This window comes from Ancylobacter gelatini (assembly GCF_022601675.1).
GTDB classification, from domain to species: domain Bacteria; phylum Pseudomonadota; class Alphaproteobacteria; order Rhizobiales; family Xanthobacteraceae; genus Ancylobacter; species Ancylobacter gelatini.
In genome coordinates, this window is the sequence record NZ_JAKVIL010000001.1 from 293,638 (window position 1) to 317,733 (window position 24,096).

At 66.7% G+C, this 24,096-nt stretch carries 24 protein-coding genes; 17 read left to right on the forward strand and 7 right to left on the reverse strand.

The genetic code is table 11. The features are described from left to right. The first annotated feature begins 124 nt into the window (after positions 1 to 124). The 10 genes from MKI84_RS01465 to recO all read left to right on the forward strand — a co-directional run bounded on the left by MKI84_RS01465 (position 125) and on the right by recO (position 8,634). Entirely contained in the window at positions 125 to 2,323 is a 2,199-nt protein-coding gene (locus MKI84_RS01465; RefSeq protein ID WP_241616192.1) for a RelA/SpoT family protein, read from the forward strand. A 36-nt stretch (positions 2,324 to 2,359) separates the two neighbouring features. Further along, on the forward strand, positions 2,360 to 2,608 hold the full coding sequence (locus MKI84_RS01470; protein WP_241616193.1) for a CsbD family protein: 249 nt from the start codon (positions 2,360 to 2,362) through the stop codon (positions 2,606 to 2,608). Positions 2,609 to 2,648: 40 nt separating this feature from the next. Further along, positions 2,649 to 3,482 carry a transglutaminase-like domain-containing protein gene (locus MKI84_RS01475; RefSeq protein WP_241616194.1) on the forward strand — a complete coding sequence of 278 codons (834 nt, stop codon included), beginning with the start codon at positions 2,649 to 2,651 and terminating at the stop codon, positions 3,480 to 3,482. A gap of 86 nt (positions 3,483 to 3,568) precedes the next feature. After that, positions 3,569 to 4,162, forward strand: a complete 594-nt coding sequence (gene pyrE / locus MKI84_RS01480; RefSeq protein WP_241616508.1) for an orotate phosphoribosyltransferase — start codon at positions 3,569 to 3,571, stop codon at positions 4,160 to 4,162. A gap of 5 nt (positions 4,163 to 4,167) precedes the next feature. After that, a complete protein-coding gene (locus MKI84_RS01485) occupies positions 4,168 to 4,944 on the forward strand; it encodes a pyridoxine 5'-phosphate synthase (RefSeq protein ID WP_241616195.1) in 777 nt (258 codons plus the stop codon). 15 nt (positions 4,945 to 4,959) lie between these two features. After that, positions 4,960 to 5,370, forward strand: a complete 411-nt coding sequence (acpS, locus tag MKI84_RS01490) for a holo-ACP synthase (protein WP_241616196.1) — start codon at positions 4,960 to 4,962, stop codon at positions 5,368 to 5,370. 125 nt (positions 5,371 to 5,495) lie between these two features. After that, positions 5,496 to 6,251, forward strand: a complete 756-nt coding sequence (gene lepB / locus MKI84_RS01495) for a signal peptidase I (RefSeq protein WP_241616197.1) — start codon at positions 5,496 to 5,498, stop codon at positions 6,249 to 6,251. Then, positions 6,248 to 6,979 carry a ribonuclease III gene (gene rnc, locus MKI84_RS01500; protein ID WP_241616509.1) on the forward strand — a complete coding sequence of 244 codons (732 nt, stop codon included), beginning with the start codon at positions 6,248 to 6,250 and terminating at the stop codon, positions 6,977 to 6,979. Before lepB ends, rnc begins: the two co-directional genes overlap by 4 nt. Then, on the forward strand, positions 6,976 to 7,890 hold the full coding sequence (era, locus tag MKI84_RS01505) for a GTPase Era (protein WP_241616198.1): 915 nt from the start codon (positions 6,976 to 6,978) through the stop codon (positions 7,888 to 7,890). The genes rnc and era overlap by 4 nt, the downstream gene beginning before the upstream one ends. 12 nt (positions 7,891 to 7,902) lie before the next feature. Next, positions 7,903 to 8,634 carry a DNA repair protein RecO gene (gene recO / locus MKI84_RS01510; protein WP_241616199.1) on the forward strand — a complete coding sequence of 244 codons (732 nt, stop codon included), beginning with the start codon at positions 7,903 to 7,905 and terminating at the stop codon, positions 8,632 to 8,634. Positions 8,635 to 8,646: 12 nt separating this feature from the next. Here the strand turns inward: recO and MKI84_RS01515 are convergent, their stop codons facing one another. Then, positions 8,647 to 8,934, reverse strand: coding sequence for a hypothetical protein (locus tag MKI84_RS01515; RefSeq protein ID WP_241616200.1), 288 nt, complete (start codon positions 8,932 to 8,934; stop codon positions 8,647 to 8,649). A gap of 325 nt (positions 8,935 to 9,259) precedes the next feature. Here MKI84_RS01515 and parC point away from each other — a divergent pair, with 325 nt between their 5' ends. Further along, positions 9,260 to 11,494, forward strand: coding sequence for a DNA topoisomerase IV subunit A (gene parC, locus MKI84_RS01520; RefSeq protein WP_241616201.1), 2,235 nt, complete (start codon positions 9,260 to 9,262; stop codon positions 11,492 to 11,494). 3 nt (positions 11,495 to 11,497) lie between these two features. Here the strand turns inward: parC and MKI84_RS01525 are convergent, their stop codons facing one another. The 5 genes from MKI84_RS01525 to hemB all read right to left on the reverse strand — a co-directional run bounded on the left by MKI84_RS01525 (position 11,498) and on the right by hemB (position 16,621). Beyond that, positions 11,498 to 12,247 carry an arginyltransferase gene (locus MKI84_RS01525; RefSeq protein WP_241616202.1) on the reverse strand — a complete coding sequence of 250 codons (750 nt, stop codon included), beginning with the start codon at positions 12,245 to 12,247 and terminating at the stop codon, positions 11,498 to 11,500. A 105-nt stretch (positions 12,248 to 12,352) separates the two neighbouring features. Next, positions 12,353 to 12,877: an RDD family protein gene (locus MKI84_RS01530; protein ID WP_241616203.1), complete on the reverse strand. Its 525-nt coding sequence runs from the start codon at positions 12,875 to 12,877 to the stop codon at positions 12,353 to 12,355. A 76-nt stretch (positions 12,878 to 12,953) separates the two neighbouring features. Beyond that, entirely contained in the window at positions 12,954 to 14,183 is a 1,230-nt protein-coding gene (locus tag MKI84_RS01535; RefSeq protein ID WP_241616204.1) for a threonine ammonia-lyase, read from the reverse strand. 8 nt (positions 14,184 to 14,191) lie between these two features. Next, entirely contained in the window at positions 14,192 to 15,520 is a 1,329-nt protein-coding gene (locus MKI84_RS01540) for a branched-chain amino acid ABC transporter permease (RefSeq protein ID WP_241616205.1), read from the reverse strand. Between the two features lie 42 nt (positions 15,521 to 15,562). Continuing rightward, entirely contained in the window at positions 15,563 to 16,621 is a 1,059-nt protein-coding gene (gene hemB, locus MKI84_RS01545) for a porphobilinogen synthase (protein WP_241616510.1), read from the reverse strand. A 174-nt stretch (positions 16,622 to 16,795) separates the two neighbouring features. Here hemB and MKI84_RS01550 point away from each other — a divergent pair, with 174 nt between their 5' ends. The 5 genes from MKI84_RS01550 to MKI84_RS01570 all read left to right on the forward strand — a co-directional run bounded on the left by MKI84_RS01550 (position 16,796) and on the right by MKI84_RS01570 (position 21,562). Next, entirely contained in the window at positions 16,796 to 17,857 is a 1,062-nt protein-coding gene (locus tag MKI84_RS01550; RefSeq protein ID WP_241616206.1) for an enoyl-CoA hydratase/isomerase family protein, read from the forward strand. A gap of 25 nt (positions 17,858 to 17,882) precedes the next feature. Then, positions 17,883 to 18,314 carry a DUF6163 family protein gene (locus MKI84_RS01555; protein ID WP_241616207.1) on the forward strand — a complete coding sequence of 144 codons (432 nt, stop codon included), beginning with the start codon at positions 17,883 to 17,885 and terminating at the stop codon, positions 18,312 to 18,314. A 157-nt stretch (positions 18,315 to 18,471) separates the two neighbouring features. Beyond that, positions 18,472 to 18,984: a transcriptional regulator LdtR gene (gene ldtR, locus MKI84_RS01560; RefSeq protein WP_241616208.1), complete on the forward strand. Its 513-nt coding sequence runs from the start codon at positions 18,472 to 18,474 to the stop codon at positions 18,982 to 18,984. 110 nt (positions 18,985 to 19,094) lie between these two features. Further along, the gene (locus tag MKI84_RS01565; protein ID WP_241616209.1) at positions 19,095 to 20,231 is read left to right on the forward strand and encodes a GGDEF domain-containing protein; all 1,137 of its coding nucleotides are present in this window, start codon (positions 19,095 to 19,097) and stop codon (positions 20,229 to 20,231) included. A gap of 182 nt (positions 20,232 to 20,413) precedes the next feature. Beyond that, complete coding sequence (locus MKI84_RS01570) at positions 20,414 to 21,562, forward strand: GGDEF domain-containing protein (RefSeq protein ID WP_241616210.1); 1,149 nt, start codon at positions 20,414 to 20,416, stop codon at positions 21,560 to 21,562. Between the two features lie 6 nt (positions 21,563 to 21,568). Here MKI84_RS01570 and MKI84_RS01575 read toward each other — a convergent pair whose 3' ends face one another. After that, complete coding sequence (locus MKI84_RS01575; RefSeq protein WP_241616211.1) at positions 21,569 to 22,597, reverse strand: histone deacetylase family protein; 1,029 nt, start codon at positions 22,595 to 22,597, stop codon at positions 21,569 to 21,571. A gap of 193 nt (positions 22,598 to 22,790) precedes the next feature. On the opposite strand from MKI84_RS01575, the gene glyA reads away from it, so the two are divergent. Next, on the forward strand, positions 22,791 to 24,092 hold the full coding sequence (gene glyA, locus MKI84_RS01580; protein ID WP_241616212.1) for a serine hydroxymethyltransferase: 1,302 nt from the start codon (positions 22,791 to 22,793) through the stop codon (positions 24,090 to 24,092). Positions 24,093 to 24,096: the final 4 nt, after the last annotated feature.

The following is a 24,096-nucleotide window of genomic DNA, read 5'->3' on the forward strand; positions in this document are numbered from 1 at the left end:
CCCGCCGGGCCTTTTGCTTTTCTAAAGCTTTTCAGCCGCTTGCGCCTTGCGCGCCGCGCCGGCTCGGACGATATCTAAATCCAGTGGCCGGCATGCGCCGGTCGGTCTCACGGGTTTCTGTCTCATGATGCGGCAGTACGAGCTCGTCGAGCGCGTCCGCCGGTACAATCCCAACACCGACGAGGCGCTGCTCGATCGCGCCTATGTTTACGCAATGCGTGCGCATGGCACGCAGAAGCGCGCCTCCGGCGATCCCTATTTCTCGCACCCGCTCGAAGTCGCCGCGATCCTCACCGACCTCAAGCTGGACGATGCGACCATCGTCGCCGCGCTGCTGCACGACACGATCGAGGACACCGACGCGACCCGCGAAGAGATCGACCGGCTGTTCAGCCCGCAGATCGGCGCCCTGGTCGAGGGTCTGACCAAGATCAAGAAGCTGGACCTCGTGTCCAAGCAGGCCAAGCAGGCGGAAAACCTGCGCAAGCTGCTGCTCGCCATTGCCGACGATGTCCGCGTGCTGCTGGTGAAGCTCGCCGACCGGCTGCACAATATGCGCACCCTGAAATGGGTGCCCGAAGAAAAGCGCTCGCGCGTCGCGCAGGAAACGCTCGACATCTACGCTCCGCTCGCCGGGCGCATGGGCATGCACGACATGCGCGAGGAGCTGGAGGACCTGTCGTTCCGCCAGCTCTCGTCGGAAGCCTATGAATCGATCATCGGCCGGCTTCAGGCGCTGAAGGAAAACAATGGCGAGCTGGTCTCGTCGATCGAGCGCGAACTCTCCGACGCCATCGCCCAGAAGAACATCGTCGCCGTGGTGAAGGGACGCGAGAAGCGGCCCTATTCGATCTGGCGCAAGATGGAACAGAAGTCCGTCGCCTTCGAGCAGCTCTCGGATATCTACGGCTTCCGTATCCTCGTGGAGCGTCTGGAGGACTGCTACGCCGCGCTTGGCGTGGTTCACACCAAGTGGCCGCTGGTTCCCGGCCGCTTCAAGGACTACATCTCGACGCCCAAGCAGAACGATTACCGCTCGCTGCACACCACCGTGGTCGGGCCGGGCCGCCAGCGCGTCGAGCTGCAGATCCGCACCCGCGAGATGCATGAGATCGCCGAATACGGCATCGCCGCCCATGCCCTCTACAAAGACAAGGAAGGCCGGGGCGACCTGCTCACGCGCGATTCTAACGCCTATGCGTGGCTGCGGCGGACCATCGAGCTGCTGGCCGAAGGTTCCAGCCCCGAGGAATTCCTCGAACACACCAAGCTCGAACTGTTCCACGACCAGGTTTTCTGCTTCACCCCCAAGGGCCGTCTGATCATCCTGCCGCGCCGCGCGACGCCGATCGATTTTGCCTATGCGGTGCATACCGGGGTCGGCGACCGTGCCGTTGGCGCGAAGGTGAACGGCAAGGTCTCGCCGCTGGTCTCCGAACTCCAGAACGGCGACGAGGTGGAGATCATCACCGCCGAGGCGCAGACCCCGCCCGCCGCCTGGGAATCGATCGTGGTCACCGGCAAGGCGCGGGCGGCCATCCGCCGGGCGACGCGCGCGGCGGTGCGCGCGCAATATGCCGGGCTTGGTCGCAAGATCGTCGAGCGGGCGGTCGCGCGCGCGGGCAAGGTGTTCTCCGAGGAGAAGCTCGCCAGCGCGCTCAACCGGCTGGCGCGCGGCACGCTGGAGGATGTCTATGCGGCCGTGGGGCGCGGCGAGATGCGTTCCGACGACGTGGTGAAGGCGATCCATCCGGAATGGTCTGGCCTCGCCGAGCTTGCGGCCCCGAAGGGCGAGGGCTGGTTCGAGCTGGAGCAGGGGCAGAGCCTCAAGTTCAAGATTCCCGGTATCGAATCCGATCCCGACCCGAAGACGGCGATCCCGATCCGCGGCATCAACCGCGAATTGCCGGTGCGCTTCGCGCCGAATGGCGGCGCCGTGCCGGGCGATCGTATCGTCGGCATCCTGACGCCGGGCGAGGGGATCACGGTCTACCCGATCCAGTCGCCGGCGCTTCAGGATTTCGAGGAGGAGCCGGAGCGTTGGCTGGATGTGCGCTGGGATGTCGATGACGACGATCCGCAGCGCTTTCCGGTGCAGATCGTGGTGGTGGCCACCAACGAGCCCGGTTCGCTCGCTCAGGTCGCGCAGGTGATCGGCGAGCGCGACGGCAATATCGACAATCTGCGCATGTCATCGCGCTCGGCCGATTTCACCCGGATGGTGATCGATGTCGGGGTCTACGACCTGCGCCATCTCAACGGCATCATCACCGATCTGCGGGCGCGCGCCGTGGTGTCCAGCGTGCAGCGCGTGAACGGTTGAGCGCCGAAGCGCGGAACCTTTTCGACCGTCCTCGCGTTGATCAGCCAGAACTATCCCTGTGCAATCAACGCGATGGAGAGGTTTATGGCGATCGGCAATCCGCTGGTGGAAACAGTTGAAGGTGCCATGCGGATCGTAGCCGGCGCGGCGCGTGAAGTTATGGGCCGGATGTTGAACGATGGCGCTCTCGCCGCTGGCGGCCGCGTCGAACAGCTCTCCGGTCATGCCGCGCTGGCCTGTGCCCGCGTCCGGAGCGCCCGCTCGCGTGTCGCGCCGCCGGCCTGATTTCCGGCACTCTCCCGATAGATCCCGAAAGGTTTCGACCATGCGTATCCGTTATGGATTTCGCATTGCGCTTGATTGCGCGATGCCGACCGTCGCCAGCTTCGCGCTCGACATCCACACCTCGCGCCAGGCCGACATCCTGACCGCCTCGCCGCTGTTCATGCGCTGCGGCCCGCAGGACGTGCCGAGCAGCATGGCCACCGACATGTTCGGCAATGTCCGTCGTCGCGCGGTGCTGCCGGTCGGTCGTACCGTGATCGAGCATCATGGCGTGGTCCACGATGGCGGGCGGCCCGATCCGGTGAACCTGTCCGCCGGGCAGGTGCCTATCGAGCAGCTTCCCGAAGAGGCGATGACCTTTCTTCTCGGCAGCCGCTATTGCGAGACCGATCTCCTCGCGGAGGAAGCATGGTCGCGCTTCGGTCATGTCCCGGAGGGTTGGGCGCGTGTGCAGGCGATCTGCGATTTCGCGCATGATCATATCACCTTCAACTACCAGAACGCCGACCGTACCCGCACCGCCGCCGGGGCGCTGCGCGAGGGGCGCGGCGTCTGCCGCGACTTCGCCCATCTGGCCATCGCGCTGTGCCGGGCGATGAACATTCCGGCACGCTATTGCACCGGCTATCTGGGCGATATCGGCGTGCCGCGCGATCCCGCGCCGATGGATTTCAGCGCGTGGTTCGAGGCTTATCTCGATGGCCGCTGGTACTCGTTTGACGCCCGCCACAACATTCCCCGGATCGGGCGTGTGGTCATGGCGCGCGGGCGGGATGCGGCCGACGTCGCGATGGTCAACACCTTCGGGCCGCATATTCTTGCTGGTTTCGAGGTGTGGACCGACGAGATGGGTGCCGAAAGCGTCGCGGCCTAGGCGCACGCCGTAGCGTGAGGGTGACGCGCCGGGGCGGATCGGCTAGACCACGGCCGTTCCGCAACAAACTCATCGGTGCGCTTCCCATGACTCAAGACGAGGTTCTGGCTGAATTCCGTGACGCGGGTGCGCTGCTTGAGGGCCACTTCATCCTCTCGTCGGGCCTGCGCTCGCCGGTATTCCTGCAGAAGATGAAGGTGTTCCAGGACCCGGTGCGCACGGCGCGCCTCTGCAAGGCGCTGGCGCAGAAGGTCGAGGCCGCGTTCGGGAAGATCAATTACGTCGTATCGCCGGCCGTCGGCGGCATTGTGCCGGGCTACGAGACGGCGCGCCAGCTCGGTGCCAAGGCCGTTTTCGTCGAACGCGAGGACGGCCGGTTCCAGCTCCGGCGCGGCTTCACCATCCCACCGGAAGCCAAGGTGCTGATGGTCGAGGACATCATCACGACGGGCCTGTCGTCGCGCGAATGCCTGGCGGCGGTGGCGGACTACACGTCCAATGTCGTCGGCGCGGCCTGCCTGATCAACCGCTCAGGCGGCAGGGCAGATATTGGCGTCGAGCTCGTCTCGCTCGCGCAACTCGACATCCCCACCTATGCGCCCGACGCGCTTCCGCCTGAGCTTGCCGCCATGCCGGCGATCAAGCCCGGCTCGCGCGGCCTCTCGCAGGCGAAGGCGTGATGGCGATGAGCGCGATCCTGACCCCGATTCCCCCGCTGCGCCTCGGCGTCAATGTCGATCACGTCGCGACGGTGCGGAACGCCCGCGGCGGCGCGCTTCCCGATCCGGTGCGCGCGGCCCTGCTCGCCGCCGCCGCCGGCGCAGACGGCATCACCGCCCATCTGCGCGAGGATCGCCGGCATATTCGCGACGCCGATATGCGCCGGCTGCGTGCGGAAATTCCGGTGCCGCTGAATTTCGAAATGGCCGCGACCGAAGAGATGACGGCGCTGGCGCTGGAACTCCGCCCACATGCCTGCTGCCTCGTGCCGGAGCGGCGCGAGGAGCGCACCACCGAGGGCGGTCTTGACGTGATCGGCGGCGGCATTGAGCTGGCGCATCGTGTCGAGACGCTGGCGGCGGCCGGCATCCGGGTCTCGCTGTTCGTCGCGCCCGATGCCGAGCAGATCGCGCGTTCCGCCGATATCGGCGCGGCGGTGGTGGAATTGCACACAGGCGCGTGGTGCGAGTGGCTGGCCGAAGGCCGGGCGGCGGAAGCGCATGAGGAATTCGCCCGCCTCGCACAGGCCGCCACGCAGGCCGCCGCGCTCGGGCTTGAGGTTCATGCCGGTCATGGCCTCGATTACGCAAGCGCGCAGGAAATCGCCGCTCTGGTGGAAATCCGCGAGCTCAATATCGGCCATTTCCTCATCGGCGAGGCGATGTTCGAGGGGCTGGAAACGGCGATCCGCCGCATGCGGCACGCCATGGCGCACGGGCGCGCCGTGCTGCGCGCGGCCTGAACCGGGGAGGGCGCGATGATCATCGGCATCGGCTCCGACATTACCGACGCGCGGCGCGTCGCCGAGGTGCTGGAGCGCCATGGCGAACGTTTTCTCGATCGGGTGTTCACGCCCATCGAGCGCGCCAAGTCCGAGCGCCGCAAGCGGCGGGCCGAGAGCTATGCCAAGCGCTTCGCCGCCAAGGAGGCCTGCGCCAAGGCGCTCGGCACCGGGCTGGCACAGGGCGTGTTCTGGCGCGACATGGGCGTCATCAACCTGCCGTCCGGCCGGCCGACAATGAAGCTCACCGGGGGTGCCCTCGCGCGGCTGGAAGCGATCACGCCGCCCGGCTTCGAGGCGCAGATCGACCTCACCATCACCGATGACGGACCAATCGCGCAGGCCTTCGTCATCATCAGCGCGGTGCCGCGCGCGCCGGCAGACTGACGCAGCGTCTCCTCCGGCATTCGTGACCACGGCGCGTTGCCGCAGGCACGGCGAGCGGCTATAGGAGCCGCACAGCCCATACGGGTGGCCAGGCGTGGCCGCGGCAGGGCGTAGCGGAAAGCGATATGAGCTCCACCACACAACCGAAGAAGCAGGAAGGCGGCCTCGGCGAGACCGTCAAGGTTATCCTTCAGGCGTTCCTGATCGCCATACTGATCCGCACCTTCCTGTTCCAGCCGTTCAACATTCCCTCCGGCTCGATGAAGGAGACGCTGCTGGTCGGCGACTATCTCTTCGTGTCGAAATACAGCTATGGCTACAGCCGCTTTTCCTTCCCGTTCTCGCTGCCGCTGTTCGACGGGCGCATCTTCGGTTCGGCGCCGAACCGGGGCGACGTCGTGGTGTTCAAGCTGCCGCGCGACGAGGTCACGGACTACATCAAGCGCGTGATCGGCCTGCCGGGCGACGAAATCCAGATGATCGACGGTGTGCTGCACATCAACGGCCAGCCGGTGAAGCGCGAGGATGCCGGCTACTGGATGGACCAGGAAGCCGACGGGCGTGCGCAGCGCGTGAAGGTGTGGCGCGAGACCCTGCCGAACGGCGTCTCCTACAACACGCTCGATCTGGTCGATAACGGCTTCTACGACAACACGCCGGTCTACAAGGTTCCCGCCGACCATTACTTCATGATGGGCGACAACCGCGACAACTCCACCGACAGCCGTGTGCTGAGCCAGGTGGGCTATGTGCCCTATGACAACCTGATCGGTCGCGCGCAGGTCATCTTCTTCTCGGTGGAAGAAGGCGACGCCGCATGGCAGTTCTGGAAATGGCCCTGGACGGTGCGCTGGTCGCGCCTGTTCTCGTTCGTGCGATGAACCGTCCGCCCCGGCGCCCGGCGCAGGAGACCGGCAGCGACCCGGCGCTGGCGGAGCTGGAGGCACGGCTCGGCCACGCCTTCACAGACCGCGCGCATCTGACGCTGGCGCTGACCCATATCAGCGCCGTTACCGGCTATCAGGGCACCAAGGCGCGCATCCGCTCCTATCAGCGGCTCGAATTTCTCGGCGACCATGTGCTGGGTCTGGTGGTGTCGGACATGCTGTTCCGCGCCCTGCCGAACGCCGAGGAAGGCGACCTGTCGCGTGGCCTGGCGGAACTGGTATGCGAGGCCGCCTGCGCCGAGGTCGCCCTGGCCATGGGTGTCGGCCCCTTTATCCGGATCGGCGCCGGCGAGGAGCGCAGCGGCGGGCGTGAGCGGCCGGCCATTCTCGCCGATATCGCGGAGGCGGTGCTGGCGGCGGTCTATCTCGATGGCGGTTTTCCGGCCGCCGAGGCCACGGTGGAGCGGTTCTGGGGCCCGCGGCTGAAGCGGCTCGGCCAGCAGTCGCGCGACCCGAAGACCGCACTTCAGGAATGGGCACAGGCGCGCGGCCTGCCGCCGCCACATTACAAGCTGGTAGCGCGCAGCGGACCGGATCATAATCCCGAATTCCGCATCCTGGTCGACATACCCGGCCATGACGGCGTGGAAGGCACGGGCACCTCCAAGCAGAACGCACAGAAAGTCGCCGCGGCGGCATTTCTCGAACGGGTCAAGGCATGAACGACGAACACACCGAAACCCGCTGCGGCTTCGTCGCCCTGATCGGCGCGCCCAATGCCGGCAAGTCGACCCTGACCAATGCGCTCGTCGGCACCAAGGTGTCGATCGTCTCGCACAAGGTGCAGACCACGCGCTCGCTGGTGCGCGGTATCGCGCTTGAGGGGGCGACGCAGATCGTGCTGGTCGACACGCCCGGTATCTTCGCGCCCAAGCGCCGGCTTGAGAAAGCCATGGTGCGCTCGGCCTGGGGCGGAGCGGGGGACGCCGACGCCGTGGTGCTGCTGATCGACGCGCGGGTCGGCCTTACCGAGGAGGTCGAGGCGATCCTGCGCGGCCTGAACGAGGTAAAGCGCCCGCGCGCGGTCGTGCTCAACAAGATCGACCTGATGAAGCGCGAGAGCCTGCTCGGCCTTGCCGCCCAGGTCGCCGAGCGCATCAGCTTCGACCGGCTGTTCATGATTTCCGCGCTGGCGGGCGACGGCCTCGCGGAAATGCGCGAATGGCTGGCGCAGACCCTGCCGCTCGGCCCGTGGCTCTACCCGGAAGACCAGATTTCCGACGCGCCGATGCGCATGCTCGCCGCCGAGATCACCCGTGAGAAGCTGTTCCACCGTCTGCACGAGGAACTGCCCTACCGCTCCACGGTGGAGACCGATAGCTGGCAGGAGCGCAAGGATGGCTCGGTACGTATCGAGCAGACCATCTTCGTCGAGCGCGAGAGCCAGCGGAAGATCGTGCTCGGCAAGGGCGGCGATACCATCAAGGCGATCTCCACCAGCGCGCGCAAGGAACTGGCAGACATACTCGAACAGCCGGTGCATCTGTTCCTGTTCGTGAAGGTTCGCGAGAACTGGGCCGACGATCCCGAGCGCTACCGCGAGATGGGGTTGGAATTTCCCAGCGCGGACTAGGGTCCTCCCACCATGGAATGGAGCGATGACGGCATCATCCTCGGCGTGCGGCGGCACGGTGAGGCCAACGCCATCGTCGAACTCCTCACCAAGGGCCATGGCCGGCATCTCGGCCTCGTGCGTGGTGGCGCCTCGCGCCGGCAGGCGGGCGCGCTTCAGCCGGGAAACGGCGTGCATGCCCAGTGGCGGGCGCGGCTCGACGGGCATCTGGGCGCCTATACGCTCGAAGTCACGGCATCCCGCGCCGGACAGATGATGGAGCGCGCTCACACCGCCTTCGCCTTCGCCCATATGAGCGCGCTGCTGCGCATGCTGCCCGAGCGCGACCCCCATCCGGCGCTGCACTGCGTGCTGGATGTCGTGGTGGACCAACTCGATGATCCACGCCTCGCCGGGATGGTGGTGGCGCGGTTCGAGTTGATGATGCTGTCGGAACTCGGCTTCGGGCTGGATCTTGAGAGCTGCGCGGCCACGGGCGGGCGCAACGATCTGCTTTATGTCTCGCCGAAATCCGGTCGCGCGGTCAGCCGTGATGCTGGCGAGCCATGGCGCGGGCAGTTGCTGAACCTGCCGTACTTCCTGATCGCCGAAGTGGCGGAGCCTCCGCAGATCGATGACATCCGCGCGGCCTTCGACATGACCGGCCATTTCCTGGCGCGGCGCATCTTCGAGCCGCGTGGGCTGGCGCTGCCGGATTCCCGCGCCGCGCTGCTCGCTGTGCTGCTGCGCGAACCCGCGCTCTGAGGCGGGTACGCCTCAGAGCGGCAGGATGAAGTTGGGGTCGGCGTAGTAGTTGCCGTTGAACAGATAGCGCTTGCCGACCCACACCATGTTGCAGCGGGGCACCTGCACCACGACCAGCCGGCCGCGCGCGTCGCGACGAAGCGCGTTCTGCTCACGGCACACGTTCATCCAGGTCACGTCGGTGAGCGGCAGCGTCGCCTCGGGCGTGCCGGCGGTCTGCGCGACCGGGTGCGCCGCGAGAGCCGTGCTGGTCATGCCGAGGGCGAACAGGGCCGCGTGAAGCATCACGGCGTGTCGCATTGGCGTTACTCCCTTATGTTTTTTCTGGTCCGACTTTAGGCAGATGTGACGCGGAAAAGGCAGTTTCGTCTTTGTTTCGGTTTCGCTTCGGATCGCGCCAAACGAAAGCGCGTCATCGAATCCGGAAAACGGCGACACTATCGCATTGAAATTGATAATAATTTCGTAGCGTCCTCCGCGACCTGTCCTCTGGAGGAGATGCATCAAAAATTGTGACATAATGCCTCACCTCGTGACGGGTCCTGCCTAAAAAGCCATCGGCATGACCGCGGCGATGTGGCGTTCGCGTCTTGTTCCCGTCCCGGCTTCCATGTAGCGAAGGGGAATGGAGGAAGGACCGATTCCGATGGACGAGGGTTCGATCGAACCGGTGGAGCTGAAGGCGGCGCTCGAGGAGCGCTACCTCGCTTATGCGCTGTCGACCATCATGCACCGTGCCCTGCCGGACGCCCGCGACGGGCTGAAGCCGGTGCACCGGCGCATCCTCTACAGCATGCGGCTGCTGCGCCTTGATCCTGGCGGCGGCTTCCGCAAGTCGGCCAAGATCGTCGGCGACGTGATGGGCTCGTTCCATCCTCACGGCAATGCCGCGATCTACGACGCGATGGTGCGCCTCGCGCAGGATTTCTCGCAGCGCTATCCGCTGGTCGATGGCCAGGGCAATTTCGGCAATATCGACGGCGATAACGCTGCCGCCGAGCGCTACACCGAAGCGCGCATGACCGAGGTCGCGAGGCTGATGCTGGACGGCATCGACGAGGACGCGGTGACGTTTCGCCCGAATTATGACGGGCAGAGCGAGGAGCCCGGCGTGCTGCCCGGCGCCTTCCCGAACCTGCTGGCCAATGGCTCGACCGGTATCGCCGTCGGCATGGCGACCTCGATCCCCCCGCACAATGCGGCCGAGCTGATCGACGCCAGCCTGCACCTGATCGACCACCCCGAGGCGACCACCGACGACCTGTTGAAATTCGTGCAGGGCCCGGATTTCCCGACCGGCGGGGTGTGCATCGAGAGCCCGGCCTCGATGGCCGACGCCTATGCCACCGGCCGCGGCGGCTTCCGCCTGCGCGCGCGCTGGCACAAGGAAGAGACCGGGCGCGGCACCTATGTCGTGGTGGTGACGGAGATTCCCTACACCGTCGCCAAGTCGCGGCTGATCGAGAAGATCGCCGACCTGCTTAACGAGAAGAAGCTGCCGCTACTCGGCGATGTGCGCGATGAATCGGCCGAGGACGTGCGCCTCGTGCTTGAGCCGCGCGCGCGGAACGTCGATGCCGAGCTGATGATGGAGAGCCTGTTCAAGCTCACCGAGCTCGAAATCCGCTTCCCGCTCAACATGAACGTGCTGGTCGGCGGGCTGGTGCCGAAGGTGGTGAGCCTTGGCGAGGCGCTGCGCGAATGGCTGGGCCACCGGCGCGACGTGTTGCTGCGTCGCTCGCGGTTCCGGCTGAAGCAGATCGAGCACCGCCTCGAGGTGCTGGGCGGCTACCTGATCGCCTATCTCAACCTCGACGAGGTGATCCGCATCATCCGCGAGGAGGATGAGCCCAAGCCTGTGCTCATGGCGCGGTTCGAACTTACCGACGTGCAGGCCGAAGCGATCCTCAACATGCGCTTGCGCTCCTTGCGCAGGCTTGAGGAGTTCGAGATCCGCAAGGAGCATGACGCGCTCTCCGCCGAGAAGAGCGAGATCGAGGCACTGCTGGGCTCGGAAGCCAAGCAGTGGAAGACCGTCGGCTGGCAGCTCTCCGAGATGCGCAAGGTGTTTGGTCCCGACACCGCGATCGGCAAGCGCCGCACCAGCTTCGGCGAGGCCGGCAACCATGACGCGACCGCGGTGAGCGAGGCGCTGGTCGAGCGCGAGCCGATCACGGTCGTGATGTCGGAAAAGGGCTGGATTCGCGCTCTCAAGGGCCATGTCGCAGACCTGTCCAGCCTCGCCTTCAAGGGCGACGATTCCCTGAAGCTCAGCTTCTTCGCCGAGACCACCTCGAAGCTGCTGGTGTTCGCCACCAATGGCCGCTTCTACACTCTCGAAGCCTCGAAGCTGCCCGGCGGACGCGGCCATGGCGAGCCGCTGCGCCTGTCGATCGACCTCGAACAGGAGGCCGATATCGTCGACGTGCTGCCCTATCAGGGCGGGCGGAAGCTGCTGGTGGCGGCGAAGGAGGGGCGCGGCTTCCTCGTTTCCGAGGATGAGTGCCTCGCCAACACCCGCAAGGGCAAGCAGGTGCTCGGCGTCGACGCGCAGGACGCGTTCCGCGTGGTGCCGGCGGTCGGCGACACGGTGGCGGTGATCGGCGAGAACCGCAAGCTGCTGGTGTTCCCGCTGGTTCAGGTGCCGGAAATGGTGCGTGGGCGCGGCGTGCGGTTGCAGCGCTACAAGGACGGCCTGATGTCGGACGTAAAGGTGTTCACCGCCGCCGACGGCCTGACCTGGACTGACACCTCGAAGCGCAACTGGACGGTGAACGACCTCACCGAATGGCGCGGCGAGCGCGCCACCGCCGGCCGCCTCCCGCCCAAGGGCTTCCCGAGGAACAACAGGTTCAGCTGACGCCTACCCCTCCACCCGCTCCCAACCGGGCGGGGAGAGGCGTTCCTGGGGCAGGAAGCGGGCCTTGTAGGCCATCTTCTCGGACCCCTCGACCCAATAGCCGAGATAGACGTAGGGCAGGCCGAGTTGGCGGGCCTTGTCGATGTGGTCGAGGATCATGAACGTGCCGAGCGAGCGCCCGATATCCTCCGGCTCGTAGAACGAATAGACCATGGAAAGCCCGTCTGCGAGAATATCGCTGAGTGCCACCGCGTGCAGCGCGCCCTGTCCCCGGCCGGTGATGCCGGTATCGGGTCCGCGCGGACGGTATTCGATCAGCCGCGTGCGGACATGGCTGTCTTCCACCATCATCGCATAGTCGAGTACGCTCATATCGGCCATGCCGCCATCGCTGTGGCGGCTGTCGAGATAGGCGCGGAACAGCGAATATTGCTCGGCGGTCGGCACCGCGGCGCGCATGTCGCCGATCAGATCGGCGTTCGCCTTGCGCACCCGCCGGAAGCCGCGCGTCTCGCGGAAATCACTGACGCAGATCCGCACCGAGACGCAGGCCCGGCAATGCTCGCAGGCCGGGCGATAGGCAATGGACTGGCTGCGGCGGAAGCCGCCATGGGTCAGCACGTCGTTGAGCTGCGTGGCGCGCTCACCGACCAGATGGGTGAACACCTTCCGCTCCTCGCGGCCCGGCAGATAGGGGCAGGGGGAGGGTGCCGTCAGGTAGAATTGCGGTGTGTCGCGCGGATGTTCGGTCACGGCCGTCTGTGAGTTTGACTGACATCAGGATTGCGCGCGGCGGCCTCCGCGTCAAAGCTTCTTGCGGGCCTGCCGGACAAAAAATGCCCCCGGTCGGCCCGCTGTTCAGCGGTAGCGGCGCAGCGTGTTCGCGCGGACCTCGGTATTCGTGACGACCGTGCCGATGATCAGGTCGTGCGGCAGCCGCCTGCGGCCGTTGAATAGCCCGACCAGCAGCACCAGCGGCGTCAGCACGCTCATGAACACCCAGAACAGCACCACGCTCAGCACGGCGAGCAGCGCGTTCATCGGCGGTCCGTCCCATTGGCGCATCTCGATCTCCATCATGCGCATGCCGATGGTTGCCGAATGCGGGCCGCCGAGCGTCAGGCCGCTATAGGCCACGGCCCAGATCACGAAGGCCGGGCTCAGAAGCCCGAACAGAAGCCAGCCGAAGCCGAAGGTGACGATGCCGAACACCAGGATGAAGAGGGCGGCCAGCCCCACCGGGACGCAGATGATCACCGCGTCGACAATGAAGGCAAAGAAGCGCCGCCACAGCACGCCGCGGAAATATTCCGGCTCGGCGACCGGATCGAACGCGTAGACGCGTGGACCGTCCAGATCGTCGAAATGATGGGGATTGGACATGGATGAAGGGGCTCCTCGGCTCCCGCACCAATCTGGGGGCAGGAGCCGATTGTCGCAAGGGTTGCGCTCAAGGGCTTCAGGCGCCGGTCGAATTCCAGTCGATGCGCACCACGTCCATGCCGTCCTCGATCAGGGCCTTGTGGACCTGATCGGCATGGGCGCGGTCGCGGGTCTCGACCGTGACGTCGAGCCGGGCGCCCTTGGCGTGCACGTCGAGGAAATGGCGCTTGTGCTCCACTTCCAGGATGTTGGCGCCCAGGCTGCCGAGCAGGCTGGAGATGATGCCGAGTTCGCCGGGGCGGTCCAGCATCGAGAAGCGGAACGAGACGATGCGCTCCTCGCGCTCCAGTTCGCGCAGCATGATCGAGGCGACGATGCGCGGGTCGATATTGCCGCCGGAGACCACGAGGCCGACATTGCGGCCGCGATAGCGGTCAGGATCGGCCAGAACGGCGGCGAGACCGGCGGCGCCGGCGCCCTCGGCGAGCGTTTTCTGCTGGGTCAGGAACAGGTTCACCGCGCGCTCGAAAGTCGGCTCGTCGATGAGCACGACATCGGACACCAGCGCGGAGACAATCTCCCGCGTCAGCGCGCCGACATTCTTCACCGCGATGCCTTCCGCCAGCGTCGCGCCCTCGCAGGGGCGGTTCTCCTGATGCAGCGCGTTCCACATCGAGGGATAGAGCGTGGTCTCGACGCCGACGATCTCGATATCGGGGCGCATGTGGCGGGCGGCCGTGGCGATGCCGGAGATGAGGCCGCCGCCGCCGACCGGGATCACCAGCACGTCGAGGTCCGGCGCATCCTCAAGCATCTCGAAGCCGATCGAGCCCTGGCCGGCAATGACATGGGCGTCGTCATAGGGATGCACCCAGACCTGCCCCTCTTCCTTGGCGATGCGGTCGGCCTCCTCGGAGGCGTCGCCCACGGATTCGCCGTGCAACACCACCCGAGCGCCATGAGCCTCGGTGGCGGCGACCTTCACGATCGGGGTGTGCTTGGGCATCACGATGGTGGCGCGGATGCCGAGCCGGGCGGCGTGGTAGGCCACCGCCTGCGCATGGTTGCCGGCGGACATGGCGACCACGCCGCGCGCGCGCTCCTCGGGTGACAGGCTGGCGAGCTTCACCAGCGCGCCGCGCTCCTTGAAGCTGGCAGTGACCTGGAGGTTCTCGTATTTCACGAAGATGTGTGCGCCCGTAATCGCCGAGAGGCGCGGCGCCGGCAGCGTGGGCGTGCGCAGCACCGCGCCGGTCAGCACATGGCGGGCGCTAGCGACATCGGCGGGAGTAACGGGCAGGGACATCGGAATTCTCAGAATTCTCGCGGCGAGGGCGCCGCGCGCTGGAGGAGCCCACCGGGCCGCAGCACGAGAAATGCCGCCAGGAGGGAATAGATCACCACGTCGCGATACACGATATTGAAGCTGCCCGACCAGAGCGCTTCGATGCCGGCGACGACGGCCGCGCCCACAAAAGCGCCCGGCACGGAGCCAATGCCGCCGATCACCGCCGAAATCAAGGCTTTGAGCGTGACGGCCAGCCCGTCGCCGGGCTGAACGGTGCCATAGGCCAGAACCATGACCGTGCCTGCCAGCCCGGCGCAGGCGCCTGCAAGCGCGAAGGTGAAGCCGCGGAGCGCCGGCACCGGCACGCCGAGCAGAGCGGCCATCAGCGGGTCCTGCGCATAGGCCCGCCACGCCCGGCCGAACCGGGTGAAGGCCATAAGGCCGAGCAGGGTGGAGACGGCAGTGAAGCACAGGCCGGCGGCCAGCATCTGCGCCGGCGTGGTGGTGACGAGGAATTGGCCGTCATCGGCCAGCAACAGGCTGCGGTTGAGAAGCGGCGGCAGCCAGTTTTCGCGCTGTGGCTCGGTGATGCGCAGGGCTTCCGCCAGCACGATCGACAAGGCCAGAGTGGCGACAAGCGCCGCTGTCGGCGAGATTGTTCGGCGCGCCAGCGGGAGGATGATCAGCCGCCCGGTGACCCAGTTCAACAGGGCCGCGCTCGCGACGCCGACGCCGAGCGCGGCAGCGAGCAGCGGGCCGTCAAGCCGCATGAAGGACCCGGCAATGCCCGCCGCCACCAGCATGCCGACACCGCCAAACACGCCGATCTCGCCAAAGGCGAGATTGATGCGCCCGGTGAGGCCGAACACCAGAGAGAAGCTGGTGGCGATCAGCCCATAAATGCCGGCGCTCACCACGCCGTTCAGCCCTTGCTGCAACCAATAGGCGGAGCCTGCGGGAAGCGTGAGCAGAGGTGGCTTGTCGCGAGGCTCGGGCGGTGATTTGTCCAGCCACCACCGCTTGAGAATGAGCAGCTTGATGCCGCTGAGCGGGCCGCGATCGGTGTCGATCGCGGTCAGGTTGAAACGGGGCAGGCCGGTTTGCCCGCCGAAGGAGCAGATCAGCCAGTGCGGGTGAAGATTGCCGCTCGACCCGCGCGCCCGGTAGGTCAGCTTCATGGCATTGGCCGCGCCGGGAATCGGTGAGAGCACCGTCTCCCGAATTTCCGTGCCGTCCGGGTGGAGAGCGGGCGCGACAGCGCGGCAGATCCGTGCCTGATCGGCATCAATCACCGAGCCGCAGCCGACGAGGCAGAAAGCGGCAAGGGCCAGCACCACGGCGGCGAGAGCGCGCATCCGGCCTCACATCCGCGGCGAGCCCGCCGGCCCGCCGCCCGATCAGGCTTCGCGCGCCAGCTTCTCGGCAACGCGGGGGGCGAAATAGGTAAGCACGCCATCGGCGCCGGCACGCTTGAAGGCCATCAGGCTCTCCATCATCGCCTTCTCGCCGTCGAGCCAGCCATTGCGCGCGGCGGCCTCGATCATCGCGTATTCGCCGGACACCTGATAGGCGAAGGTCGGCAGGCCGAAGGCGTCCTTCAAGCGGTACACGATGTCGAGATAGGGCAGGCCGGGCTTGACCATCAGCATGTCCGCGCCTTCCTCGATGTCGAGCGCGGCCTCGCGCAGCGCTTCCATCCCGTTGGCCGGGTCCATCTGGTAGGTGCGCTTGTCGCCGGTGAGGCAGCCAGAGGAGCCGACCGCGTCGCGGAACGGGCCGTAATAGGCCGAGGCGTATTTGGCGCTGTAGGCGAGAATCTGCGCGTCGAGGAAGCCGGCAGCGTCCAGCGAGCGGCGGATCGCGCCCACGCGGCCGTCCATCATGTCGGACGGGGCGATGACGTCGGCGCCGGCATCGGCCTGCACCAGCGCCTGCTCCACCAGCACCGAGACGGTTTCGTCATTGAGGATGCGCCCGTCGCCGTCCAGCAGCCCGTCATGGCCGTGGCTGGTATAGGGATCGAGCGCGACGTCGGTGATCAGCCCGATATGCGGCACCTCGGCCTTGATGGCGCGCAGGGTCTGGCAGACCAGGTTCTCGCGGTTCAGCGCCTCGCGCCCGTCAGCGGTGCGCAGCGACGGATCGGTGTAGGGAAACAGCGCCAGCGCGGGAATGCCGAGCTTCGCCGCGCGCTCGGCGTCGCGCACCGCTTCGTCCACGGTCAGGCGCTCGACGCCCGGCATGGAGCCGACCGGGGTGCGGGCGTTGCTGCCCTCCATCACGAAGATCGGCCAGATCAGGTCCGCGACGGTCAGCGTGTTCTCGCGCATCAGCGAGCGCGCCCATTCCGACTTGCGGTTGCGCCGGGGGCGCTGGGCAAGGTCGAGCCGCGACGACAGGTCCGGCCGCCCCGGTTCGGGGAAGGCGGGACGGGGGCGGGCGAAGGGAATGGCCATGGGCATGCTCACACTCAACCGGCAGTTTGAAATGCTTATAACGTCATATTGCACACAGCGCGAGTTGCCGAGCGGGCCAATACGTATTCGCACGAAAACGCGGCGGGTCATGTTGACGCTGTGACGCAAGGGCTTATCCCAGAGCGACGATCCCAGCCGGCGAGGATAAGGCCCGTGACCCATTCTATCGGCATTCGATTCGAGCAGTCCGGGGCCCTCGGCATCATCACGCTGGACCGGCCGAAGGCTCTGAACGCCATCGACCACGCCATGGTGCGGGCCATGCGCGCACAGCTCGACCAATGGGCCATCGACCCCTCGGTCGCTCATGTGCTGCTGCGCGCCGCCGGGGAGAAGGCGTTCTGTGTCGGCGGCGACGTGCGCCACATGCACGACCACGGCAAGGCCGGGAACAAGGAGCTGGCGAGAGACTTCTGGCGCGACGAATACCAGCTCAACCATTTCATCTCGCGCTATCCCAAGCCCTATGTCTCGCTGGTCGACGGGCTGTGCTTCGGCGGGGGATTCGGCGTCTCCGGCCATGGCCGCTATCGCGTCGCCGGGGAGCGGCTCGGCTTCGCCATGCCGGAAGTCGCCATCGGCCTGTTTCCCGATGTCGGGGGCACCTTTGTGCTGCCGCGCCTTGCCGGCTGGAGCGGCACCTGGCTCGCCATGACCGGCGCGCGCATCGGCATGTCCGACGCCATGGCGATCGGGCTCTACACCCATCACGTTCCCGTGGCCCGCTGGCCGGAGCTGACCGAGCGGCTGTCGCGCGGGGAGGAGATGGGCGCGGTGCTCGCCAGCCTCGCCGCCGCGCCGCCGCCGCCCTCGCTCGGCCCGCTCTACCCGCTGATCGACCGCGTGTTCGCCGGCACCAGCGTGCTCGCCGTGCTGGCCGCGCTGGATTATTCCGCGCGGGGCGAGGGGGTGGAAGCGGAGTTCGCGCAATTGCAGGCCGCCACCATCCGCCGCGCCTCGCCGACCAGCGTCAACATCGCGTTCCAGCAGATGCAGCGCGGGCTGCATCACGATCTGGCGGGATGTCTCACGCTGGAGTTCCGCGTGGTGAGCCGGGTTCTGGACGGGCACGACTTCTACGAGGGCGTGCGCGCCGTGCTGGTGGACAAGGACCAGAAGCCGCGCTGGCGGCCGGAACGACTGGAAGAGGTAGACCCGGCGGTGATCGATACCCTGTTCGAGGTGCCGCTTCCCGACGAATTGGTGCTGACGTGAGCGCAAATTGGGGTATTGAGGCGCCATGAGCTCGCCTTACGACCCCATCGACGCCACGCTCGGCCCGGCCGGCACCGCGATGCCCCCCTGGCAGCGGCGCGTCCTGCTGTATCTGCGCATCCTCGCCGGCTTCCTGCTGGTGAAGACCATCTACAGCTGGACGCTGATCTGCGGCGTCTGGGACGGCGAGACCAGCCGTTTCGAGATGATCTCCATGGCCGCGCAGTCCGCCGTGATCTGGGCGGCGATCATGAATCCGGTGGCGGCGGTGGGGCTGTGGCTTGGCGCGTCCTGGGGCGTGGTGCTGTGGCTGGTGACCGCCATGGTGCAGATCCTTATCAACGCCTCGGCGCCCGAAGGCGTCGGCCGGCTGTTCATCGTCGCCGGCGTCGAGACGGTGCTGGTCGCGATCTACGCCTTCCTCACCTACAAGGCCGCGCGCGAAAGCGAGCGTTGAGCCGAGAGGCGCGCGAGCGGATGTTAAGTCCTTGTAAGGCATAAGGTGTTACGAAGGATTCATCGTCCTGCTTAAAGCGGTTTTAGAAGCCGCGCCCGACACTGTATTCCGATGGAGAGGGAGACAATCCCCGCGACGGAATTCGAAGGTGTCGAACATGAAGAGCGCAGCGCGGACCGCGAATGTCGCGGCCTTCGAGCCGCAGAAGGACAAGATTACGCCGCTCTATCAGGAGGCGCTGACGCTGCTGGAGCGTCTGCACCGCCGCCTGCTCGACGTGGTGAAGGACGAGTTCGACCGGCGCGAGCGCACCGACGTCAATGCCGCGCAGGCGCTGCTGCTGTTCAATATCGGCGATGCCGAGCTTTCGGCGGGCGAACTGCGCACGCGCGGCTACTATCTCGGCGCGAACGTCTCCTACAACATCAAGAAGCTCGCCGAGATGGGCTATCTGGAGCACCAGCGCTCGCGCATGGATCGCCGCGCGCTGCGCATCAGCCTGACGCCGAAAGGCGAGGAGGTCCGCGAGATCGTCGGCGCGCTCTACGCCAAGCATGTCGCGACCATCGAACAGATCGGCGGCATCGCGGCGCAGGATTTCCAGGTGATCAACCGCTCGCTGCAGCGGCTGGAGCGGTTCTGGACCGACCAGATCCTGTATCGGCTGTAGGGCGCCGCACCGGCCGCGGCTTCCGCATCGCCTGATCGGATGCTATCCCGCTACCGAAGGTGGCGGGACCTGATGTCGGTTCCCTGCCGGTATCCGGGGATCCGCTCAGCATGACCGGCGTCAAGCTCTTCACGCTGCTGAACCCCTCGATCGGGCTGGTCTTCACGCTGGTCTTTGTGCTGCTCTGGCTGAACCAGAAGCCGCGCGTCTACATCCTGCTGATGGGCGGGGCGTGCTTCGCCTTCTCGCTGGCGATGCTGGTCCAGATTTTCCAGATTCCGCCGGATGTCGGCGCCAACACGCTGCTGGCCAACGTGCTGTATCTCGCCAGCCTCGGCCTGTTCACGGAATCGGTTTCCCGGCGCGTCGGCGTGCGCGGCAGCTATATCGGCAGTCTCGTCATTTCGGCGGGCATCTTCCTGTCCATCTTCTATTTCTTCTACATCGACCGCGATCTCCACACGCGAATTTTCATCGTAAGTGCAGGGTTTTGCATCTTCCTGTGCTACGCGGCGCTGCGCATGCGCCTCGCCGGGCGCACCCAGCCGATCGACCGGGTGATGTTCTGGTTTCTCCTGCTGGCGGGCCTGCATTTCCTGCCGCGCGCCGTGCTGACCCTGATGATCGACGGAACGCTGACGAGCGGCGCTTTCGGCCGCTCCATGTTCTGGACCGGGCTCAATTTTTCCCTGATCATCATCGTGTTGATGCTGTGCCTGACCTTCCTGCTGGCCATCGCTCTCGACATCATCGAAGGGCTGCGCGCCGACCGGCATCGCGACGCTCTGGTCCCGCTGCTGAACCGGCGCGGCTTCGAGGAGCAGGCGGGCGCTTATCTCGGCCGCGCCTTGCCGGAGCCCGCCTGTCTGGTGTTCTGCGACATCGACCACTTCAAGGCGATCAACGACACCTATGGCCACGGCGTCGGCGATGGCGTCATCCGCGCCTTCGGCCGCTGGATCGGCGAAGCGGTTCGCCGCGACGACGTGGCCGGGCGGATCGGCGGCGAGGAGTTCGCCATCCTGCTGCCCGGCGCGGCTCCGGCCGACGCGGCCCGCTTCTGCGAGCGGCTGCGCCTGCGGGTGGAGGCGGGCGAAGAGGGCATCATCCCCGCGCCGTGGCGGGTGACGTCGAGCTTCGGCATTGCCGAGCGGCGGCCCGGCGACACGCTGGCGAGCCTGATGGAGCGCGCGGACGGGCGGCTCTACGCCGCCAAGCGCAACGGACGCAACCGGGTGGAAGGGTGAGGCGGCTTAGGTCCGCGGTAGTGGGACTTTAGGTGATCGACCGCTTGCTCCAGCGGCCGGAGCGTTTCGGGACGGGCCAGATCCTGTATCGGCTGTAACGTCGCGTCGCCACGACACCACTAATTTGATACCAAGCGGCGGCCCGCCTACGGTCATCATCCGCCGCCTGGAAGATTTGCTCCGTGACACCTCTGCGCCTGTTCGCACTGCTGAATCCGGCCATCGGGATCGTCTTCGCGCTGGTGTTTCTGGTGCTGTGGACCAACCACCGCAGCCAGCGCCATATCCTGCTGATGTCCGCCGCCGCCGGGCTCTACAGCGTGGCTGCGCTGGCGCAGATGTTTCTCCCGCTCTCGCCGAAATACGGCGTGAACACCATGGTGTCCGCCGTCCTGTACATGACGTGCCTCGCCCTCTTCGTCGAGGCGCTGCTGATGCGGGCCGGCGTGCGTGGCAACGTGCCCTGGCTGGCGCTGCTGGCCGGCGGCATCGTCGGCCTGATCGCCTTCTTCTTTTATGTGCACGAGGATCTCACGATCCGCATCTATGTGCTCAATCTCGGCTGCGGGGCGGTGCTGGTGTTCGGGGCGCTGCGGCTGCGGCTGGCGCGGGACCCCAAGCCGATCGACCGCGTGCTGTTCTGGACGGTGCTGCTGGTCGGGCTGCATTTCCTGCCCCGCACGCTGCTGACCCTGTTCGCCGACGGGCCGAATGGCACCGTCAACGTCGAGAACTACCGGGCGTCGCTGTTCTTCTCGCTGTTGAATTTCGCGCTGATCATCCTCGCCCTGATGCTGTGCCTGACCTTCCTGCTGGCCATCGCGCTCGACATCATCGAAGGGCTGCGCGCCGAGCGCAATCGCGATGGCCTGACCCCGCTGCTGAACCGGCGCGGCTTCGAGGAGCAGGCGGGCGCTTCTCTTGCCAGGGCTGGGCCGGAGCGGGCCTGTCTGGTGTTCTGCGACATCGACCACTTCAAGGCGATCAACGACACCTATGGCCACGGCGTCGGCGATGCGGTCATCCGCGCCTTCGGCCGCTGGATCAGGGAGGCGGTACGCCGGGACGATGTGGCGGGGCGGATCGGCGGCGAGGAGTTCGCCATCCTGTTGCACGGCGCTGCTCTGTCCGACGCGGCCCGCTTCTGCGAGCGGCTGCGCCTGCGGGTGGAGGCGGGCGAGGAGGGCATCATCCCCGCGCCGTGGCGGGTGACGTCGAGCTTCGGCATCGCCAAGCGCCGACCCGGCGACACGCTGGCGGAGCTGATGGAGCGCGCGGACCAGCAGCTCTACGCCGCCAAGCGCAATGGCCGCAACCGGGTGGAAGGGTGAGGGGGCTCACCCCTGCAGGAAGCCTTCTAGCGTGTTCGCGACGTTGACGCCGATGGCCTCGACCGCATAGCCGCCCTCCATCACGAACAGCGTCGGCAGGCCGAGCCCGGCGATCATCGCGCCCATGCGCAGATAATCCGGGCTGTCGAGGCGGAAGCGCGAGATCGGGTCGCCCTGATAGGTGTCGACGCCGAGCGAGACAATGAGCGCGTCCGGCGCGAAGGTGGCGATCCGTGCCGATGCGGCGGCCAGGGCTTCGCTCCAGCGGGCGAAATCCGTGCCCCAGGGCAGGGGGTAATTGGCGTTGAAACCCTCGCCCGGGCCGGCGCCCAACTCGTCGGCATGGCCGAGGAAATAGGGGAATTCCTGCATCGGGTCGGCGTGGATGTTGCACACCAGAACGTCCGCGCGGTCATAGAAGATCGCCTGCGTGCCGTTGCCGTGGTGATAGTCGACATCGAGCACCGCCACACGGGTCATCCCGCCGTCACGCAGGGCCTGCGCGGCGATGGCGGCGTTGTTGAGGTAGCAATAGCCGCCCATGGTTCCGGCATGGGCGTGGTGGCCCGGCGGGCGGCATAAGGCGAAGGCGCTGGCCTCGCCGGCCATCAGCAGGTCCGCGCCGGTGAGCGCGAGGTCGGCGCTGGCCTGCACAGCGTCCCACGTCCCTGCGACGATGCAGCAGCCGGCATCGAAGGAAAAATGGCCGAGCTTGCCGTCGAGCGCTGCCGGCTCGATCGAACGCATGCCCGGCGCGCGCCAGAAGCTGGGCAGCGCCGGCCCCTCGCGCCCCTCGCTGGTCCACAGGCCCCAGACATTGGCGAGAAACCGCACATAGTCGGGCTCATGCACCCTGAGCACCGGATCCAGCCCGTGCGGCTGCGGGCCGACCAGCGGCCCGAGGTCGCGGCCGGCGATCGCCTTCAGCACCATCTCGACGCGCTCGGGCTTCTCGAAGGCCGGCACGATGCGCCCGTCATTGAGTTCGACATGGCCGGAATGGCCGAGATGGCGCGGGGAATGGATGACCTGCATGGCGGCTATGCGATTCGTTGACGGGAGCCGCAGGTTAGGCGAGGCGGGCCCGCGCGTCATCGCCGATGCACCGGACCGCGCGGATCGGAATCCTCTTGCTTTGAAACGGCAGGACCGCTGTGCTAAGCGACCGCGCATGTTCGGCATGCGCGCCATGGCTGGCGGCGCGTGCCTGGCGCCACGGAGATTCCTGATGTCGCACGCCGAAGCCGTCGCTTCCTCCACCCCGAGCCGCTTCTTCTCCGCCCCACTGGCCGAGACCGATCCCGAACTCGCCGGCGCGATTTCCGCCGAGCTGGGTCGCCAGCGCGACGAGATCGAGCTGATCGCCTCGGAGAACATCGTTTCCCGCGCGGTGCTGGAAGCGCAGGGCTCGGTGCTGACCAACAAATACGCCGAAGGCTATCCGGGCCGGCGCTATTATGGCGGCTGCCAGTATGTCGACGTGGCCGAGCAACTCGCCATCGACCGCGCCAAGAAGCTGTTCGGCGCCGGCTTCGCCAATGTGCAGCCCCATTCCGGCGCGCAGGCCAACACCGCGGTGTTCTTCGCGCTGATGCAGCCGGGCGATACCTTCCTTGGCCTCAACCTCGCGGCCGGCGGTCACCTGACACATGGCGCGCCGGTGAGTCTCTCGGGCAAGTGGTTCAAGCCGGTGCCCTACAGCGTGCGCCGCGACGACCAGCGCATCGATTATGAAGAGGTCGCCAAGCTCGCCGACGAGCACAAGCCCAAGGTGATCATTGCCGGCGGCTCGGCCTATCCGCGCCATATCGACTTCGCCAAGATGCGCGCCATCGCCGATTCCGTCGGCGCCTATCTGATGGTCGACATGGCGCATTTCGCCGGCCTGGTGGCGGGCGGCGCGCACCCCAATCCGGTGCCGCATGCCCATGTCGTCACCACCACCACCCACAAGACCCTGCGCGGCCCGCGCGGCGGCATGATCCTCACCAATGACGAGGACCTCGCCAAGAAGTTCAACTCGGCGATCTTCCCCGGCATTCAGGGCGGCCCGCTGATGCACGTCATCGCCGCCAAGGCGGTGGCCTTCGGCGAGGCGCTGCAGCCGGACTTCAAGATTTACGCGAAGAACGTGGTGGAAAATGCTAAGGCGCTTGCAGAAAATCTGAAAGGCCACGGTTTCGAGATCGTCTCCGGCGGCACCGATACCCACCTGATGCTGGTCGATCTTCGCCCGAAGAAGCTGACCGGCAAGGTGTCGGAGATCGCGCTGGGGCGCGCCCATATCACCACCAACAAGAACGGCATCCCGTTCGATCCCGAGAAGCCGTTCGTGACCTCGGGCATCCGGCTCGGCACCCCGGCCGGCACCACGCGCGGCTTCGGCGTCGGCGAATTCCAGCAGATCGGCGACATGATCGCGGAAGTGCTGGACGTGCTGTCGCAGAAGGGCACCGACGAGGACAGCCTGGTCGAGGCGGCGGTTCGTGCCAAGGTGGCCGAGTTGCTGGGCCGATTCCCGATCTATTGATGAG